This window comes from Luteimonas sp. R10 (assembly GCF_045689605.1).
Classification (GTDB): Bacteria; Pseudomonadota; Gammaproteobacteria; order Xanthomonadales; family Xanthomonadaceae; genus Luteimonas.
On record NZ_CP141262.1, the window covers coordinates 156,092 to 172,852 of the forward strand.

12 protein-coding genes are annotated in these 16,761 nt (G+C 69.7%); 5 read left to right on the plus strand and 7 right to left on the minus strand.

Annotated elements, in window-relative coordinates; all coding sequences use genetic code 11:
• Positions 1 to 29 precede the first annotated feature (29 nt).
• The 3 genes from U3649_RS00680 (at position 30) to U3649_RS00690 (ending at position 3,693) form a co-directional block, all read left to right on the plus strand.
• A complete protein-coding gene (locus U3649_RS00680) occupies positions 30 to 503 on the plus strand; it encodes a DUF494 family protein (protein WP_149194477.1) in 474 nt (157 codons plus the stop codon).
• A gap of 138 nt (positions 504 to 641) precedes the next feature.
• On the plus strand, positions 642 to 1,061 hold the full coding sequence (locus U3649_RS00685; RefSeq protein WP_407352983.1) for a hypothetical protein: 420 nt from the start codon (positions 642 to 644) through the stop codon (positions 1,059 to 1,061).
• Between the two features lie 106 nt (positions 1,062 to 1,167).
• Entirely contained in the window at positions 1,168 to 3,693 is a 2,526-nt protein-coding gene (locus tag U3649_RS00690; protein ID WP_407352984.1) for a DNA topoisomerase I, read from the plus strand.
• A 100-nt stretch (positions 3,694 to 3,793) separates the two neighbouring features.
• Here the strand turns inward: U3649_RS00690 and U3649_RS00695 are convergent, their stop codons facing one another.
• Both U3649_RS00695 and aceE read right to left on the minus strand, forming a co-directional pair.
• Complete coding sequence (locus U3649_RS00695) at positions 3,794 to 3,982, minus strand: hypothetical protein (RefSeq protein ID WP_407352985.1); 189 nt, start codon at positions 3,980 to 3,982, stop codon at positions 3,794 to 3,796.
• A 13-nt stretch (positions 3,983 to 3,995) separates the two neighbouring features.
• Complete coding sequence (gene aceE, locus U3649_RS00700; RefSeq protein WP_407352986.1) at positions 3,996 to 6,686, minus strand: pyruvate dehydrogenase (acetyl-transferring), homodimeric type; 2,691 nt, start codon at positions 6,684 to 6,686, stop codon at positions 3,996 to 3,998.
• A 365-nt stretch (positions 6,687 to 7,051) separates the two neighbouring features.
• Here aceE and U3649_RS00705 point away from each other — a divergent pair, with 365 nt between their 5' ends.
• Positions 7,052 to 8,857, plus strand: a complete 1,806-nt coding sequence (locus tag U3649_RS00705; protein WP_407352987.1) for a sensor histidine kinase — start codon at positions 7,052 to 7,054, stop codon at positions 8,855 to 8,857.
• Complete coding sequence (locus U3649_RS00710) at positions 8,854 to 9,294, plus strand: response regulator (protein WP_407352988.1); 441 nt, start codon at positions 8,854 to 8,856, stop codon at positions 9,292 to 9,294. Before U3649_RS00705 ends, U3649_RS00710 begins: the two co-directional genes overlap by 4 nt.
• Positions 9,295 to 9,467: 173 nt before the next feature.
• Here the strand turns inward: U3649_RS00710 and U3649_RS00715 are convergent, their stop codons facing one another.
• The 5 genes from U3649_RS00715 to U3649_RS00735 form a co-directional block, all read right to left on the minus strand.
• A complete protein-coding gene (locus tag U3649_RS00715; protein WP_407352989.1) occupies positions 9,468 to 9,998 on the minus strand; it encodes an REP-associated tyrosine transposase in 531 nt (176 codons plus the stop codon).
• Positions 9,999 to 10,300: 302 nt separating this feature from the next.
• Positions 10,301 to 12,610, minus strand: a complete 2,310-nt coding sequence (locus U3649_RS00720) for an NADP-dependent malic enzyme (protein WP_407352990.1) — start codon at positions 12,608 to 12,610, stop codon at positions 10,301 to 10,303.
• Positions 12,611 to 12,705: 95 nt separating this feature from the next.
• Positions 12,706 to 14,196: an OprO/OprP family phosphate-selective porin gene (locus U3649_RS00725; protein ID WP_407352991.1), complete on the minus strand. Its 1,491-nt coding sequence runs from the start codon at positions 14,194 to 14,196 to the stop codon at positions 12,706 to 12,708.
• Between the two features lie 40 nt (positions 14,197 to 14,236).
• Positions 14,237 to 15,268 (minus strand): alpha/beta hydrolase, encoded by a 1,032-nt coding sequence (locus U3649_RS00730; RefSeq protein WP_407352992.1) that lies wholly within the window; start codon positions 15,266 to 15,268, stop codon positions 14,237 to 14,239.
• Positions 15,265 to 16,635, minus strand: coding sequence for a dicarboxylate/amino acid:cation symporter (locus tag U3649_RS00735; protein ID WP_407352993.1), 1,371 nt, complete (start codon positions 16,633 to 16,635; stop codon positions 15,265 to 15,267). The genes U3649_RS00730 and U3649_RS00735 overlap by 4 nt, the downstream gene beginning before the upstream one ends.
• Between the last annotated feature and the right edge of the window lie 126 nt (positions 16,636 to 16,761).

The window sequence follows — 16,761 nt, forward strand, 5'->3', positions numbered from 1 at the left end:
GAAGCGCCCGAGGGCGCAGGCCGGGGGCAATGAAAGAGAGCATTCTGGACGTCCTGCTCTACCTGTTCGAACACTATTTCACCGACGAAGCGGACCTGCTCCGCGACCGCGACTCCCTCCAGACCGGCCTGCTCCAGGCCGGGTTCAGCCCGACCGAGATCAGCAAGGCCTTCGACTGGCTCGATGCGCTGGCCGAACAGCGGCCCGGACCGGCGACGCCGCGCAGCGACGGCCCCACCCGGGTCTACGCCGGCCCGGAGTTGGACAAACTGGACATCGAAGGCCGTGGATTCCTGCTGTTCCTGGAACAGCATGGCGTGCTCGACGCCGACCAGCGCGAACTGGTCCTGGACCGGGCGATGGCGCTGGACCAGGACGAGCTCGACCTGGACGACCTCAAGTGGGTGGTGCTGATGGTGCTGTTCAACCAGCCCGGCAGCGAGGCCGCCTACGCCTGGATGGAGACCCAGATGTTCGCCGACGAGCCCGAACCGGTGCACTGAGCGCGCCCCGCCTGCCCCGTAGAGCGGAGCTTGCTCCGCTGCGCGGGCTCCGGAGCCGGGAGCAGCGGAGCAAGCTCCGCTCTACGGCGGGACCGGACCCGCCGCGGCGATCGCGACAATTCCCGCCTTTCCAACGCAATGGACAGCATGCAAACCACGCAAGGACGCGACCGGCCACCGGCGCAGTGGCATTACGCCGACGAACGCGGCATGAGTTACGGGCCGTATCAGGACGACGCCATCGTGCGCCTGTTCCAGTTCGGCCACATCCGCCTGGAAACCCCGCTCTGGCGCAACGATCCTGCCGCGGCGCGCCCCTTGCGCGACTGCACCGAGACGTTCGAGATCGGCCCCGGCAGCCGCGTCCGTTCACGCCGCCCGGCCGGTCGAGGCGCCTGTCGCGCCGGCGCGTTCCGGCCGGCGCTGGATCCTGGGGGCGGCGGCGTTGCTGCTGCTGGCCGTGACGGCAGTCGCCCTGCGTTTCGCCACCTGAGCCAAAACGGGCGAGAATACCCGCCTGCGACGGCCTCGCGCTTGACAGCGCCGGGCTCGGCATGATTCCTGTAATAAGGTGAAACCTGAACGCCCGGGGCCCGTCCCCGGGCGTCCGTGTCTGCGAAACCCCTCTCATGGCGCCGGCAAGCGGCGCCCCGGAACCCCCCAGATGGCCAAGAACCTGCTCATCGTCGAGTCGCCCGCCAAGGCCAAGACGATCAACAAATACCTCGGCAAGGACTTCCAGGTCCTGGCCTCCTACGGCCATGTCCGCGATCTGGTGCCCAAGGAGGGCGCGGTCGATCCCGACCACGGGTTCCGCATGCGCTACGACCTGATCGAAAAGAACCAAAAGCACGTCGAGGCGATCGCCAAGGCCGCCAGGGGCGCCGAAGGCATCTACCTGGCGACCGACCCGGACCGCGAGGGCGAGGCGATCAGCTGGCACATCGTCGAGATCCTGAAGGAACGCGGCCTGCTCGAGGACAAGGACCTGCACCGCGTGGTGTTCACCGAGATCACGCCGCGCGCGATCAAGGAGGCGATGGCCAACCCGCGGCAGATCGCGGGCCCCCTGGTGGACGCGCAGCAGGCGCGGCGCGCGCTGGACTATCTGGTGGGCTTCAACCTGTCGCCGGTGTTGTGGCGCAAGGTGCAGCGCGGCCTGTCGGCCGGCCGGGTGCAGTCTCCGGCGCTGCGCATGATCGTCGAGCGCGAGGAGGAGATCGAGGCCTTCGTCGCGCGCGAGTACTGGTCGATCGAGGCCGAGTGCGCGCACCCGTCGCAGGCCTTCACCGCCAAGCTCAACAAGTTCGACGGCAAGAAGTTCGAGCAGTTCACCATCACCGACGGCGAGACCGCCGAGGACGCACGCGCCCGCATCGTCGCCGCGGCCAATGGCGCCCTGCACGTCACCGACGTGGTCAGCAAGGAGCGCAAGCGCCGCCCGGCGCCGCCGTTCACCACCTCGACCCTGCAGCAGGAGGCCGCGCGCAAGCTCGGCTTCACCACCAGCCGCACCATGCGCGTGGCACAGAAGCTGTACGAGGGCGTGGCGATCGGCGAGGAGGGCACCGTCGGCCTGATCACCTACATGCGTACCGACTCGGTGAACCTGTCGGCCGATGCGCTGACCGAGATCCGCGACGTCATCGCCCGCGACTTCGGCACCCGCTCGCTGCCGGACAAGCCGAACTTCTACCAGACCAAGTCCAAGAACGCGCAGGAGGCGCACGAGGCGATCCGCCCGTCCTCGGCGCTGCGCACGCCGGCGCAGGTGGCGAAGTACCTCGACGACGACGGCCGCCGCCTGTACGAGCTGGTGTGGAAGCGCGCGGTCGCCTGCCAGATGGTGCCGGCCACGCTCAACACCGTCTCGGTGGACCTGGCCGCCGGCAGCGACCACAGCTTCCGTGCCAGCGGCACCACGGTGGTGTTCCCCGGCTTCCTGGCCGTGTACGAGGAAGGCAAGGACCAGAAGGCCGCCGAGGACGAGGACGAGGGCCGCAAGCTGCCGCTGATGAAGCCGGGCGAGCGCGTGCCGCTGGAACGCATCAACGCCAACCAGCACTTCACCGAGCCGCCGCCGCGCTTCTCCGAGGCCTCGCTGGTCAAGACCCTGGAGGAGTACGGCATCGGCCGGCCGTCCACCTATGCCTCGATCATCCAGACGTTGCAGTTCCGCAAGTACGTGGAACTGGAGAGCCGCCGCTTCCGCCCGACCGACGTCGGCCGCGCGGTGTCCAAGTTCCTCAGCAGCCACTTCACCCGCTACGTCGACTACGACTTCACCGCGAAGCTCGAGGACGAGCTGGACGCGGTCTCGCGCGGCGAGGAGGAATGGGTGCCGCTGATGGAGCGGTTCTGGGGACCGTTCAAGGATCTGGTCGCCGACAAGATCGAGTCGGTCGACCGCAGCCAGGCCACCGGCGCCCGCGAGCTCGGCACCGATCCCAAGTCCGGCAAGCCGGTCAGCGTGCGGCTCGGCCGCTACGGGCCGTACGCCGCGATCGGCAGCACCGCCGAGGACGCCGAGGACAAGCCGAAGTTCGCCTCGCTGCGGCCCGGCCAGAGCATGCACACCATCACCCTCGCCGATGCGCTGGAGCTGTTCCTGCTGCCGCGCAAGCTGGGCGAGGACAAGGGCGAGGAGGTCAGCGTCGGCATCGGCCGCTTCGGCCCGTTCGCCAAGCGCGGCAGCGTCTACGCCTCGCTGAAGAAGGAGGACGACCCCTACACCGTCGACCTGGCGCGCGCGGTGGCGCTGATCGAGGAGAAGGAGGAGATCGCCCGCAACCGCATCATCAAGGAGTTCGCGGGCAGCGACATCCAGGTGCTCAACGGCCGCTACGGCCCGTACCTGAGCGACGGCAAGCTCAACGGCAAGATCCCCAAGGACCGCGAACCGGCCTCGCTGACGCTGGAAGAGGCGCAGAAGCTGATGGAGGAGACCGGCAAGCCGGCACGCGGCCGCTTCGGCAAGAAGACCGCGGCGAAGAAGGCGCCGGCCAAGAAGGCCGCCCCCGCGAAGAAGGCCGTCAAGAAGGCGGCGAAGAAGGTCGCGAAGAAGACCGCCAAGAAGGCGGCGGCCAAAAAGGCCACGAAGAAGACCGCGAAGAAGGCGGCCGCGAAGACGGCCAGTCGGGCGCCGGCCGCGGGGGACGCATCGAGGGACGCCGACGACGCGCCCTTCTGACGAGCTTCGGGCGGAACGTGCTGCGCGACGGAATCTGCCGCCAGGGCGAAGGGGCGGCGGGAAGCGTGTCGGTGGGGGCGCGGCTTCGGGTTCTCCGCTGCTACTCGCCCATCGACAGCGCCGCCTCCAGCAGCGGCTTTGCCCAGTCGGGCGTGCCGGCGAGGGCGTCCAGGTCGACCGGCCAGACGAGCTTGCCTGCCTCGATCTCGGCTGCAGGCTCCGTTCCCTCGGCCTCGCAGGACGAAGCGGAACGACAAAAAGGCGGCCCGCAGGCCGCCTTTCGTGCCACCCCCAGCAGGGCCTCAGACCCCGACCGGATTCGGCTTCTCCGCATCGAGCTTGTACAGCTTGATCGCCCGCGAGACGTCCTTCGGCGTCATCTTCCCGTCCTTCGCCAGCGCCTCGATCGCCGCATGCGCGATGTAGGACCGGTCGACCTCGAAGTGCCGCCGCAGGTTGGCGCGGGTGTCGGAGCGGCCGAAGCCGTCGGTGCCGAGCACGGTGTAGTGCATGGGCACGAAGGCGCGGATCTGGTCGGCGAAGGCGCGCACGTAGTCGGTGGCGGCGATCGCCGGGCCCTGGCGGCCTTCCAGCAGTTCGGTGACGTACGGCTTGCGCGGCTTCTTGGCTTCCGGGTTCAAGCGGTTGTGGCGCTCGGCGTCGTAGCCGTCCCTGCGCAGCTCGTTGAAGCTGGGGCAGGACCAGATGTCCGCCGTGACCCCGAAGTCCTTGTCCAGCAGCTCGGCGGCGGCGATGGCCTCGCGCAGGATGGTGCCCGAGCCCAGCAGCTGCACGCGGTGCTCGCCCTTCTTCGGCTTGCCCGCGTCCTTGAGCAGGTACATGCCCTTGATGATCCCCTCCGCGGCGCCCTCGGGCATGTCCGGCTGGGTGTAGTTCTCGTTCATCAGGGTGAGGTAGTAGTACTCGTCCACCTGCTCTTCGAGCATGCGCCGCATGCCGTGCTGCAGGATCACGGTGACCTCGTAGCCGAAGGTGGGATCGAAGCTGCGGCAGTTCGGGATGGCGCCGGCCAGCAGGTGGCTGTGGCCGTCCTCGTGCTGCAGGCCCTCGCCGTTGAGCGTGGTGCGGCCGGCGGTGGCGCCGAGCAGGAACCCGCGCGCGCGCATGTCGCCGGCCATCCAGGCCAGGTCGCCGATGCGCTGGAAGCCGAACATCGAGTAGTAGATGTAGAACGGCAGCATCGGCAGGTCGTTGGTGCTGTAGCTGGTGGCCGCGGCCAGCCAGGACGAGAACGCGCCCGCCTCGGTGATGCCCTCCTCCAGCACCTGCCCGGCGGCGTCCTCGCGGTAGTACATCAGCTGGTCGCGGTCGACCGGCTTGTACTTCTGGCCCTGCGGGGCGTAGATGCCGAGCTGGCGGAACATGCCCTCCATGCCGAAGGTGCGCGCCTCGTCGGCGACGATCGGCACCACCCGCGGGGCCACCTGCTTGTCGCGCAGCACGATGCCAAGCGCCTGCACGAAGGCCATGGTGGTGCTGATGGAGCGCTCGCCGGTGGACTTGAGCAGGCGGTCGAACGCCTCGAGCTTCGGCGCCTTGAGCTGCTGCGTGGTCTTCCGGCGGCGCTGCGGCAGGTAGCCGCCGAGCTGCCTGCGGCGCTCCTTGAGGTAGTTGACCTCGTCGGACTTCTCGCCCGGGTGGTAGAACGGCACCTGGCCGTCCTTGAGCTGGTCGTCGCCGACCGGGATCTTGAAGCGGTCGCGGAACGCGCGCACGGCCTCGTCGTCGAGCTTCTTGGTCTGGTGGGTGGGATTGAGCGCCTCGCCGGCGCTGCCCATGCCGTAGCCCTTGACCGTCTTGGCCAGGATCACGGTGGGCTGGCCCTTGGTCTTGACCGCGTTGTCGTAGGCGGCGAAGACTTTGTGCGGGTCGTGGCCGCCGCGGTTGAGGCGCCAGATGTCGTCGTCGGAGAGGTTGGCCACCATCTCCGCGGTCTCCGGGTATTTTCCGAAGAAATGCTCGCGGGTGTAGGCGCCGCCGAAGGCCTTGCAGTTCTGGTACTCGCCGTCGACGGTCTCCATCATCAGCTTGCGCAGCATGCCGTCCTTGTCCTTGGCCAGCAGCGGATCCCAGTAGCTGCCCCAGACCAGCTTGGTGACGTTCCAGCCGGCGCCGCGGAAGGCGCCCTCCAGCTCCTGGATGATCTTGCCGTTGCCGCGCACCGGGCCGTCCAGGCGTTGCAGGTTGCAGTTGATCACGAACACCAGGTTGTCCAGGCCCTCGCGCCCGGCCACCGAGATCGCGCCCAGGCTCTCTGGCTCGTCGGTCTCGCCGTCGCCCAGGAAGCACCAGACCTTGCGGTCGGTCTTGGGGATCAGGCCGCGCGCTTCCAGGTACTTCCAGTTGCGCGCCTGGTAGATGGCGGCGATCGGGCCCAGGCCCATGCTCACCGTGGGCGTCTGCCAGTAATCGGGCATCAGCCACGGGTGCGGATAGGAGCTGATGCCGCGGCCGTCCACCTCCATGCGGAAGTGGTCGAGCTGCGACTCGTCGAAGCGGCCCTCGAGGAACGAGCGGGCGTAGATGCCCGGCGAGCTGTGGCCCTGCACGTACAGCAGGTCGCCGGGGTGCTCGCCCTCGGGCCCACGCCAGAAGTGGTTGAAGCCGACGTCGTACAGGGTGGCGGAGCTGGCGAAACTGGCGATGTGGCCGCCGAGGTCGCCGGGCTTGCGGTTGGCGCGCACCACCATGGCCATCGCGTTCCAGCGGATGATCGAGCGGATGCGCCATTCCAGCTGCGCATCGCCGGGCATCCGCGGCTCGAGGTGCGGCGGGATGGTGTTGATGTACTCGGTGGTCGGCGCGAACGGCAGGTGCGCGCCGGCGCGACGGGTGAGCTCGACCATGTTGTCGAGCAGCTGGTGGGCGCGCCCGGGGCCGTCGGCGTCGATGACGGCCTTGAGCGATTCGACCCATTCGCGGGTCTCGGTGGGGTCGGGATCGTTCTGCAGGACGTCGTTGAGCCAGTTCATGTGGGGGAAATGCTCCGCGGGCGGCGGCCCGCTGGCCGCGCATTGATCGTGAATTTAGAGTCCGGATTCTAGCAGGCGGCGGCGGCTCGCCAGACTGTCCGCGGGACAGCGGTGCCGGGCGGGCGGGGCCGCCGCGCCGCGCCGGCCGCGGTGCCGCCGGCGCCGTCATCGCGCGGCCTTAACGCCTCGCGTCGATCATGCACGGTTCCGCGGACACCAGACAGCGCCGCAGGCATGCGGCCTCGCGGCGCGCGCGACCGCCGGCGGCGGTCGCCGGCGTCGATCCGCCGTCCGGGGAGCGGGGCCTGCACCGTGTGCCGATGTCCCGAACATCGCGATTTCACGGCCGAGGGTTCCATTCCTCCATGTCTTCCAGAATCCGCTACAACCCTCTCCCGCAGTGGCGGCTGCTCGCGCTGGGCGCGGCGATCGTGCTGATCGTGGTGGCCCCGTTCCTGCTGCTGCGCAAGGCGACGCTGGACAGCCGCGATGCCTGGCAGCGGGTGACCCATACCCACAACGTGGCCGCGGCCATGCACGCGCTGGCCTCGGACGTGCGCAACCTGGAAGCGGGCGCGCTGGCGATCGCGAACGGGGTGGACAATGAATCGGTGCGGGCGCGCATCGCCGAGAGCCGCGAAAGGATCGCACCGACGGTGCTGGAGGTGCAGCGCCTGACCCGCGACGACGCCGACCAGCAGGTTCGGATCGGCGGGCTGCAGTCGAACATCGCGCTGCGGGCGCACCAGGCCGAGCGGATCGTCGACGCCGGGACCGGCGCCTCGCCCGAGGCCGTCGAGCGGCTGGTGACGGACTATCCGATCCAGCGCCTGATCGAGGAGATCATCGCCGAGGAACAGGCGCGGCTGGAATCGCGCCAGGCGCGGGCCGAGCGCATCGGCGAGCGCGCGACGATGGCGAGCTGGACGGCGATGGTCGCGCAGCTGCTGCTGCTCGGCGGCGTGCTCTGGTTCTCCGCGCGCCAACTGGGACGCCGCATGGACGCCGAGCGCACCGCAACGCGCGCCAGCGCCCGCGCCGCGGTGGTGCTGGATACGGTGCGCGAACCGATCGTGCTGGTCGACGGCGGGATGCGGGTGGTGATGCACAACGCCGCCTTCGCCGAGCTCTACGGCGTGGAGGAGGACATCCTGGATCGCCCGCTCCCCGCGATCGGCGGCGGCGCGTGGGAGAAGGGCGAGATCCTGCGCCGCCTGTCCGACGTGCTGACCCGCGGGCGCGAACTGTGGGACCACGAGCAGCGGCAACTTACGGTGGACGGCGTCGAGCGCACGATGCTGATCAACGCGCGGCGCATGCCGCTGCCCGACAGCGCCGACGCGGTGGTGCTGGTCACCGTGAGCGACATCAGCCTGCAGAAGGCCAGCGAGCAGCGGATCCACGAGCTCAACCGCCAGTTGCAGGGCAAGGTGGAACAGGTGTCGGACGTGAACCGGGAGCTGGAGGCCTTCAGCTATTCTGTCTCGCACGACCTGCGCGCGCCCCTGCGGCACATCGCCGGCTTCGGCGGCAAGCTGGAGCGGCACCTGGGCGACGCCGTCGACGACAAGGGCCGGCACTACCTGGAGGTGATGATCGGCTCGGCCGGGCGCATGTCGGCGCTGATCGACGACCTGCTGGTGTACTCTCGCCTGGGCCGCAGCGCGCTGCGGTTGCAGCTGGTCGACATGCAGTCGCTGGTGGCGGAAACTCGCGCGATGCTCGACGCCAACAATGCCGCCGACAGCCCCGGCCACCGCATCGAATGGCGCATCGGCCCGCTGCCGGTGGTGACCGGCGACGAGAACATGCTGCGCCAGGTGTGGCTGAACCTGCTCGGCAACGCGGTCAAGTACAGCCGCGGCCGCGAACCGGCGGTGATCGAGGTCGGCTGCGTGCGCGACGACGACGGCGGCCACCGCTTCCACGTGCGCGACAACGGCGCCGGTTTCGACATGAAGTACGCGGACAAGCTGTTCGGCGTGTTCCAGCGCCTGCACGCGGCCGACGAGTTTCCCGGCACCGGGATCGGCCTGGCCAGCGTGCGCCGGGTGCTGGGCCGCCACGGCGGGCGCATCTGGGCCGAGGCCGCGCCCGGCGAAGGCGCCACCTTCCATTTCATCCTTTCCGCCGCGGGCGACGCGCCCGCTCTTGCTGGGACTCCGACATGACCGAGATCCGCACCATCCTGCTGGCCGAGGACAGCCCGAACGACGCCGAAATGACGATCGACGCCCTGCGCGAGGCACGCCTGGCCAATCCCATCGTGCACGTCGAGGACGGCGTGGAGGTGCTGGACTACCTGCGGCGGCGCGGCCGCCACGCCGACCGCGAGGAAGGCCTGCCGGCGGTGCTGCTGCTGGACATCAAGATGCCGCGCATGGACGGGCTGGAGGTGTTGACCGAACTGCGCAACGACCCGCACCTCAGGCGGCTGCCGGTGGTGATCCTGTCGTCCTCGCGCGAGGAGAGCGACTTGGCCCGCAGCTGGGACCTGGGCGTGAACGCGTACGTGGTCAAGCCGGTCGACGCGGACCGCTTCTTCGAGGCCGTGCGCACCCTCGGCCGCTTCTGGGCGGTGCTCAACGAACCGGCGACCGAGGACTGACGCAGCGGGATCTGCGGGGCTTTTGTGGGGAGTGTAGTGGGGCTTATGCGGGCGGCATGCCGCCGCCGGGAGCCGCGACGACCGGACACCGCGCAGTCGCGACTTCCGTCGCTCCCACAGGAGAAGAGATGCGGAACATCGGGTTTCGATCTGCTCCATCCCGACCGGATGCATCACGGGAGATCCAGCCCGTTTCCGATCCAGATCGCGTCCCAGAACGGATACGCTGCGACCGAGGACGCCAGGCCCGCGCGAAGCGGGTTGGCGATGACATACCGGGCGACGGCAAGTAGGTCTTCATCGCGTCGCAGTGCGCGATCGTGGAAACCCGGCATCCACAGATGTGCATCCCGGCTGCCGTCGGCGCGGATTGCGGCACGGGCGGTGACCGCCTTGATCCGCTGCATCAGCCGCGACAGCGGCTCGTCCGCGCCCAACGCGACCAGCGCATGCAGGTGGTCGGGCATCAGCGTCCAGCACAACGGCTGCGATCCGCGCCAGAGCCGGGATTCGCCCAGCGCCGAAGCCGCGACCCGGGCGCAGTGCCATTCTCCAAACCACGGCTGCCTGTTCCGGCAGACGGTGGTAACGAGATAGACCTGCCCCGGGATCGAAACCCGTCCCTTGCGCAGCGCGCGGTATCCGGTCGTCGAAGTGAAAGCTGCCATGCGCGAACGATGGCGGAACCGGGATGTCGCGGGCATCGGTAGATGCCCTGGACGGTTGTCGGAAAACCGCTATGCCTTTGGTGGGAGTGGTTGCAGTAAGACGCGCGACCGGACACAGCTCAGTCGCGACTGCCGTCGCTCCCACAGGAGGCGGGGCGCACCAGGTTGCCCGCTAAATGGCCGGCGCTGGGACGAGCAGTCGCCCGGGCCCGCCGTCGCGAGCCGCCCTTGTGGGAGCGACGGCAGTCGCGACTTCGCCGTCTCCGGTCGTCGCGACTTCCGTCGCTCCCACAAAAGCCGGAGAGTGGCGGCGCCGCGGTTCTCGGCGCTTTGAACTGTCAGCCGCCGCCGCGCTGGGTCTTGCGGATCTGGGCCTCGACGGCGGCGATGGCGGTCATGTTGATCACCCGCCGCGGGGTGGAGGTCGGGGTCATGACGTGCGCGGGACGGCTGATGCCCATCAGGATCGGGCCCAGCGCCACGCCGTCGGTCATCACCCGCACCATGTTGTAGGCGATGTTGGCCGCGTCCAGGTTCGGCAGCACGAACAGGTTGGGGCGGCCCGACAGCGTGGTGTTGGGGAAGATGCGCCGGCGCAGGAGCTCGTCCCAGGCGGTGTCGGCCATCATCTCGCCGTCGACCTCCAGGTCCGGCTTGCGCTGGACGAGGATCTCGCGCACGCGGCGCATCTTGGCGGCGCTGGGATTGTCGTGGCTGCCGAAATTGGAGTGCGACAGCAGCGCCACCTTCGGCTCGATGCCGAACAGCCTGAGCCGGTAGCTGGCCTGCAGGGTGCTCTCGGCGATCTGCTCGGCGCTGGGGTCGAGCTGCACGTGGGTGTCGAGGAAGAACCACAGGCCGCGGTCGTTGACCACGCCGGTCATCGCCGAGGTGCTCTGCACGCCCGGATCGAGCGCGAACACGCTGCGGATGTAGCCCAGCTTCTTGTGGAAGCGCCCGACCAGGCCGCAGATCATCGCGTCGGCCTCGCCGCGCTCGACCATCAGCGCGGCGATCAGCGACGGCCGCGAGCGCAGCAGGTTCTTGGCCGAGTCCGGGGTCACGCCGCGGCGCTCGGTGATGGCGTGGTACTGCTGCCAGTACTCGTTGAACCGCGGGTCGTCGTTGATGTTGGTGAGTTCGAAGTCGCGCCCGGCCTGCAGCCGCAGGCCCATCCGCTCGATCCGGTTCTCGATCACGTCGGGGCGGCCGATCAGGATCGGGAAGGCGAGCTTCTCGTCGACCACGGTCTGCACCGCGCGCAGCACCTGCTCCTCCTCGCCCTCGGCGTAGACCACGCGCTGGCGGTCGCTGCGGGCGCGGTCGTAGACCGGCTTCATCACCAGGCCGGTGCGGTAGAGGAACTGGCCGAGCCGCTCGCGGTAGGCGTCGAGGTCGGCGATCGGGCGCAGGGCGATGCCCGAGTCCATCGCCGCCCTGGCCACCGCCGGCGCCAGCATGGTCAGCAGGCGCTGGTCGAACGGGCGCGGGATGATGTAGTCGGGGCCGAAGGTGGGCAGGTCGCCGCCGTAGGCGCTGCCGAGGTCGCTGGCCTCGATCTTCGCCAGCTCGGCGATGGCCTTGACGCAGGCCAGCTTCATCGCCTCGTCGATGCCGGTGGCGCCGACATCGAGCGCGCCGCGGAAGATGTACGGGAAGCAGAGCGCGTTGTTGACCTGGTTGGGATAGTCGCTGCGGCCGGTGGCGATGATGCAGTCGGGGCGCACCCGCTTCGCCTCCTCCGGCAGGATCTCCGGGTACGGGTTGGCCAGCGCCAGGATGATCGGGCGCTCGGCCATGGTCGCCACCATGTCGGCGGTGAGCACGCCGCCGGCGGACAGGCCGAGGAAGATGTCGGCGCCCTCGACGATCTCGGCCAGGGTGCGCTTGCCGGTGTCGCGGGCGTAACGCTGCTTGTCCGGGTCCATGTCGCCGCGGCCGGTGTAGAGCGCGCCGTGACGGTCGACGGCGAGGATGTTCTCCGGCTTCAGGCCCAGTGCCACCAGCATGTCCAGGCAGGCGATGCCGGCGGCGCCGGCGCCGGCGGTGGCGAGCTTCACGTCCCCGATCTGCTTGCCGGCGATCTCCAGCGCGTTGATCACCGCGGCGCCGACGATGATCGCGGTGCCGTGCTGATCGTCGTGGAACACCGGGATGTTGAGCCGCTCGCGCAGCTTGCGCTCGACGATGAAGCACTCCGGCGCCTTGATGTCCTCGAGGTTGATGCCGCCGAAGGTCGGCTCGAGGCTGGCGATGATGTCGACCAGCTTGTCTGGATCGCGCTCGTCGACCTCGATGTCGAACACGTCGATGCCGGCGAACTTCTGGAACAGCACGCCCTTGCCTTCCATCACCGGCTTGCCGGCCAGGGGGCCGATGTCGCCCAGGCCCAGCACCGCGGTGCCGTTGCTGATCACCGCCACCAGGTTGCCGCGCGCGGTGAGCTCGCTGGCGGCGTTGGGGTCGGCCACGATCGCCTCGCAGGCATGGGCCACGCCGGGCGAGTACGCCAGCGCCAGGTCGCGCTGGGTGAGCATCGGCTTGGTGGCGGCGACCTTGATCTTGCCCGGGGGCGCGAGGCGGTGGTAGTCGAGCGCGGCGTTGCGGAAATCCTCGGCGGTTTCGGTGCTGCTGGGTTTTTCGGACATCGGCCTTGGCGCTCTGGGTCTGTGCACGGGATTCTAATCGCAAAGCGTGCGCGGCCGGCCGGGCGCGGATCCGGCCGGCTGCGCGTGGCGCCGGTTCAGAACACGACCTGCGCGCGCACGTTGAGCGAGTTGCCGGAATCGGGGCCCCGGTAGGCGCCGACGTTGTTGTCGGTGGTCCAGTGCACGTAGTTGAGCATCAGTCGCGACCAATTGTTCAGGTACCAGTTCAGGCCCAGGGTCCAGGCATCGCCCTCGCCGCCGCGGGCGGCGTCGGTGAAGTCGTACTCGTCGTAGCGCGTGGCCAGTTCCCATGCGCCGATGCCGCCGTCGGTCACCGGGCGCGCCACGCGGGTGGTGCCCCAGACGCCGGAGCGGCTGCTGAAGCCGGGCTTCTCGCCGGTGATCAGCCAGCCGGCGTAGGCCGAGGTGGCGGTGTGGGTGACGTCGTCTTCGGTGGACGAGTGGATGTCGCGCTCGGTGTATTCGCCGAAGGCCCAGAAGTTGCGCCAGGTGCCGCCGAGCTCGGCGCCCCAGATGTTCTCCCGGGTCACGCCTTCGATCGCGCTGGCCGACACGCGCACGTTGTCGTTGAAGCCCGAGGCGATGCGCGGCACCTTGTTGATGCGGTCGGCGTCGATGCCGTGGTCCTGGTACACGTACCAGCCGCCCAGGTGCAGGAACCCGGCGCTGCGCTTGATCGGGTTCCAGTGGGCGCGCGTGGTGAAGGTGAGCGAATCGCTTTCCGCGCCGGCGTTGCCGATGTCGTCGCCGGTCACGCCCAGGCTGTAGTGCCAGTTCTGGCCGATCAGCTTCATCTGCGCGCCCAGGCCGAAGTAGCCGCTGTCGGGCGTGCCCACCGAGGCCACCGCGTTGCGCTCCATGAACGGCACCCGGGTGAGCGTGGTGGCGCTGTCGATGGCGCGGTCCTTGAGCTTGTTGCCGACGTAGAACTCGGCCGGCAGCGCCCCCAGCCGGGTATCCCAGGACAGGTAGGCGTCCTTGATGCTGACGTCGTTGTCGGCCAGCTCGGCGTCGATCTTGTAGCCCAGCGGGCCCATGCTGCCCTCGGCGCCCAGGCGGACCTGGCGCATCTCCGAGCCGTTGATGTTGCGCTCGCCGTAGTCCGAGCCGCGGGTGGCGGAGAAGTCCGCCAGCATGCGGCCGCGCGGGTGGAAGGTGAAGCTGCGGTCGGAGTTGCGCAGCTCCGGGCCGCCGCGGCGCCAGCTGGTGTTGCCACCGCCGGTGCCGCCGCCGGCGGCGAGCTGCGCCACCTGCGCCTGCAGGATGGCCATGTCGTCCTGGCGGGTGTCGGCCACGGCGGCCGCCACCTGCGCCTGCACGGCGGCGTCGGGTGCGGCGGCCGTCGTGCTGCCGGCACCGCCGCCTTCGAGCGCGCTCAGGCGCCGGTTGAGCATTTCCAGCTGCACCGCCTGCTGGCGGATCTGTTCGGACTGCTGGGCGATCAGCGCGCGCAGTTCGGCATCGGTGGCCGGATCGGCGGCCAGGCCCGGCAGTGCGGCCAGGCCGAGCAGGGCTCCGGCGGCGAGCGCCGTCGGCGAGCTGGCGCGGGTGGATTTGCGGTTCATCGGGATCTCCATGGCGTTCGGGTCGCGTCGGAACACGGGCTCAGTCCTCGTCGTCTTCCGGCGAAAGTGCATCGTCTTCGGCCGTCGTCGGCGTCGGCGCCGGCATGTCGCCGGTCAGCGGCTGCAGGCGCGCGGGCGGTGCGGACATGAATCCGTGCGTGCGCGCCCAGGTGGCGAACAGGCGCGGCCACTGCGCCGCCCGGGTCCCGGGCCGGCCCAGCCCCCAGCTGTGGCCGCCGCGGTCGAAGACGTGCATCTCCACGTCCACGCCCTGTTCGCGCACCGCGTCGAACATCAGCAGGCTGTGGGCGACGTCGGCGATCGGGTCGTCGGCGGCGTGGGCCAGGAACACCGGCGGCATGTCGGCGCGCGCGTGCGACTCCACCGAGTACGCCTCCACCGCGTCGGCCTGCGTGCCCAGCTCGCGGCGCGTGCGGGTGGTGTCGTACGGCGCGCGCAGGGTGACGACCGGGTACAGCATGGCCACGAAGTCCGGCCGCGAAGGAAGGGCGTCGGCCGTGTCCACCGCGGGATAGAAGTCGTGGTCGAAGCGGGTGGCGAGGATGCCGCCCAGGGTCGCCCCGGCCGACGATCCCATCACGCCGATCCTCTCCGGATCGATGCCGAGCTCCGCGGCGTTGGCCCGCAGCAGCCGCATCGCGCGCTGGCCGTCGGCGAACGGCGCCGAGGCCGGCCAGCCGTCCACCGGCAGCCGGTAGTACAGCACGGCGCTGGTGACCCCGATCGAGGCCAGCCACTGCGCCATCGGCCGCGCGGCGGTGCCGACCTGGATGCGGAAGAAGCCGCCGCCGCCGAGGATCAGCACCGCGGTGCCGTTCGGCCGCGCCGGGCGGTGGATCTCCATGCGCGGCGCGGACACGCGGGTCACCGCGCCCATGGCGCTGCCCTCGTTGCCGACCAGCTCCGGCCCCTGCACCACCTGCGGCAGGTGGCCGTCGGGCCACAGCGGCATCGTCTCCACGCCGCCCGGCTGCGCCGCCACCGGCGCCGCCCAGGCGCAGGCCGTCAGCACGCATGCCAATGCGGCCCCGCCCATCCAGCTGTCTTTCATGTGCTGCCCTCCCCAATCGTGGTGTCGTCGAGTCCGCGCCCCAGCGGCGCGGCTCCGGTATCGGTGCCGGTATCGGCGATGGGCGCGCCGTCGAGCGCGCGCGCCAGTTGCGCCCGGTCGAGCCCGCCCTCCCAGCGCGACACCACCACCGTGGCGACGGCATTGCCGATGAAGTTGGTGATCGAGCGGCATTCGCTCATGAAGCGGTCGATGCCCAGGATCAGCGCCATGCCCGCGATCGGCACGGTGGGCACCACCGACAGCGTGGCGGCGAGCGTCACGAAGCCCGCGCCGGTCACGCCGGCCGCGCCCTTGGAACTGAGCATCGCCACCAGCAGCAGCATCACCTGCTGCCAGAGCGTCAGGTCGGTGTCGGTGGCCTGGGCGATGAACAGCGCGGCCAGGGTCATGTACAGGTTGGTGCCGTCGAGGTTGAACGAATAGCCGGTCGGCACCACCAGCCCGACCACCGACTTCCGGCAACCGGCCTTCTCCATCTTCTCCATCAGCGACGGCAGCGCCGACTCCGACGACGAGGTGCCCAGCACCAGCAGCAGCTCGGCCTTGAGGTAGCGGATCAGCTTGAGGATCGAGAAGCCGCACAGCCTCGATACCGCGCCGAGCACCACCAGCACGAACAGCAGCGCGCTGGCGTAGAACGTGCCGACCAGCCACGCCAGGTTGGCGAGCGACTCGACGCCGTAGCGGCCGATGGTGAAGGCGATCGCGCCGAAGGCGCCGATCGGTGCGGCCTTCATCAGGATGTGCACCAGCTTGAACACCGGCATGGTCAGCGCTTCCAGCAACACCTGCACCGGGCGGCCCCGGTCGCCGGCCAGCGCCAGCGCGATGCCGAACAGCACCGCGACGAACAGCACCTGCAGGATATTGCCGTCGACGAAGGCACCGGCCATGGTGGCGGGAATCACGTCGAGCAGGAACCCGACGAGGGACATGTCGTGCGAGGCCTGCACGTAGCCCTCCACCGCGCCGGTGTCCAGCGAGGCAGGATCGATGTTCATGCCCGCGCCCGGCTTGACCGCGTGCGCGACCACCATGCCGATCACCAGCGCCAGCGTCGAGAAGAACAGGAAATACGCCATCGCCTTGGCGAACACCCGGCCGACCGTGCGCAGCTGGGTCATGCCGGCGATGCCGGTGACGATGGTCAGGAAGATCACCGGCGCGATGATCATCTTGACCAATTTGATGAAACCGTCGCCCAGTGGCTTGAACTGCTCGGCCAGTGCCGGCGCGAAATGCCCCAGCAGAGCGCCGCACGCGATCGCGACCAGCACCTGCACGTAGAGCTGCCGGTACAGCGGGACGCGGGCGGCGGCCGGCGCCGGAGGGGAATCGGTGCGCATACGGGGGACTGGGCGCCATGCGGCGGAGGCAGCCGTTGTACCGCCGACGCGCCGCGCTGCCGATAACGCATTGGTACTAGACGGCCGCAAGTTCCCGTCCCGCCGGGGTTCGCGGCCCCTACAATC

Coding starts and splice junctions, on each gene's coding strand:
- U3649_RS00685 (WP_407352983.1), top strand. CDS start 642: ATGGACAGCATGCAAACCACGCAAGGACGCGACCGGCCACCGGCGCAG.
- U3649_RS00690 (WP_407352984.1), top strand. CDS start 1,168: ATGGCCAAGAACCTGCTCATCGTCGAGTCGCCCGCCAAGGCCAAGACG.
- U3649_RS00725 (WP_407352991.1), bottom strand. CDS start 14,196: ATGAACCGCAAATCCACCCGCGCCAGCTCGCCGACGGCGCTCGCCGCC.
- U3649_RS00705 (WP_407352987.1), top strand. CDS start 7,052: ATGTCTTCCAGAATCCGCTACAACCCTCTCCCGCAGTGGCGGCTGCTC.
- U3649_RS00730 (WP_407352992.1), bottom strand. CDS start 15,268: ATGAAAGACAGCTGGATGGGCGGGGCCGCATTGGCATGCGTGCTGACG.
- U3649_RS00710 (WP_407352988.1), top strand. CDS start 8,854: ATGACCGAGATCCGCACCATCCTGCTGGCCGAGGACAGCCCGAACGAC.
- aceE (WP_407352986.1), bottom strand. CDS start 6,686: ATGAACTGGCTCAACGACGTCCTGCAGAACGATCCCGACCCCACCGAG.
- U3649_RS00720 (WP_407352990.1), bottom strand. CDS start 12,610: ATGTCCGAAAAACCCAGCAGCACCGAAACCGCCGAGGATTTCCGCAAC.
- U3649_RS00735 (WP_407352993.1), bottom strand. CDS start 16,635: ATGCGCACCGATTCCCCTCCGGCGCCGGCCGCCGCCCGCGTCCCGCTG.
- U3649_RS00715 (WP_407352989.1), bottom strand. CDS start 9,998: ATGCCCGCGACATCCCGGTTCCGCCATCGTTCGCGCATGGCAGCTTTC.
- U3649_RS00680 (WP_149194477.1), top strand. CDS start 30: ATGAAAGAGAGCATTCTGGACGTCCTGCTCTACCTGTTCGAACACTAT.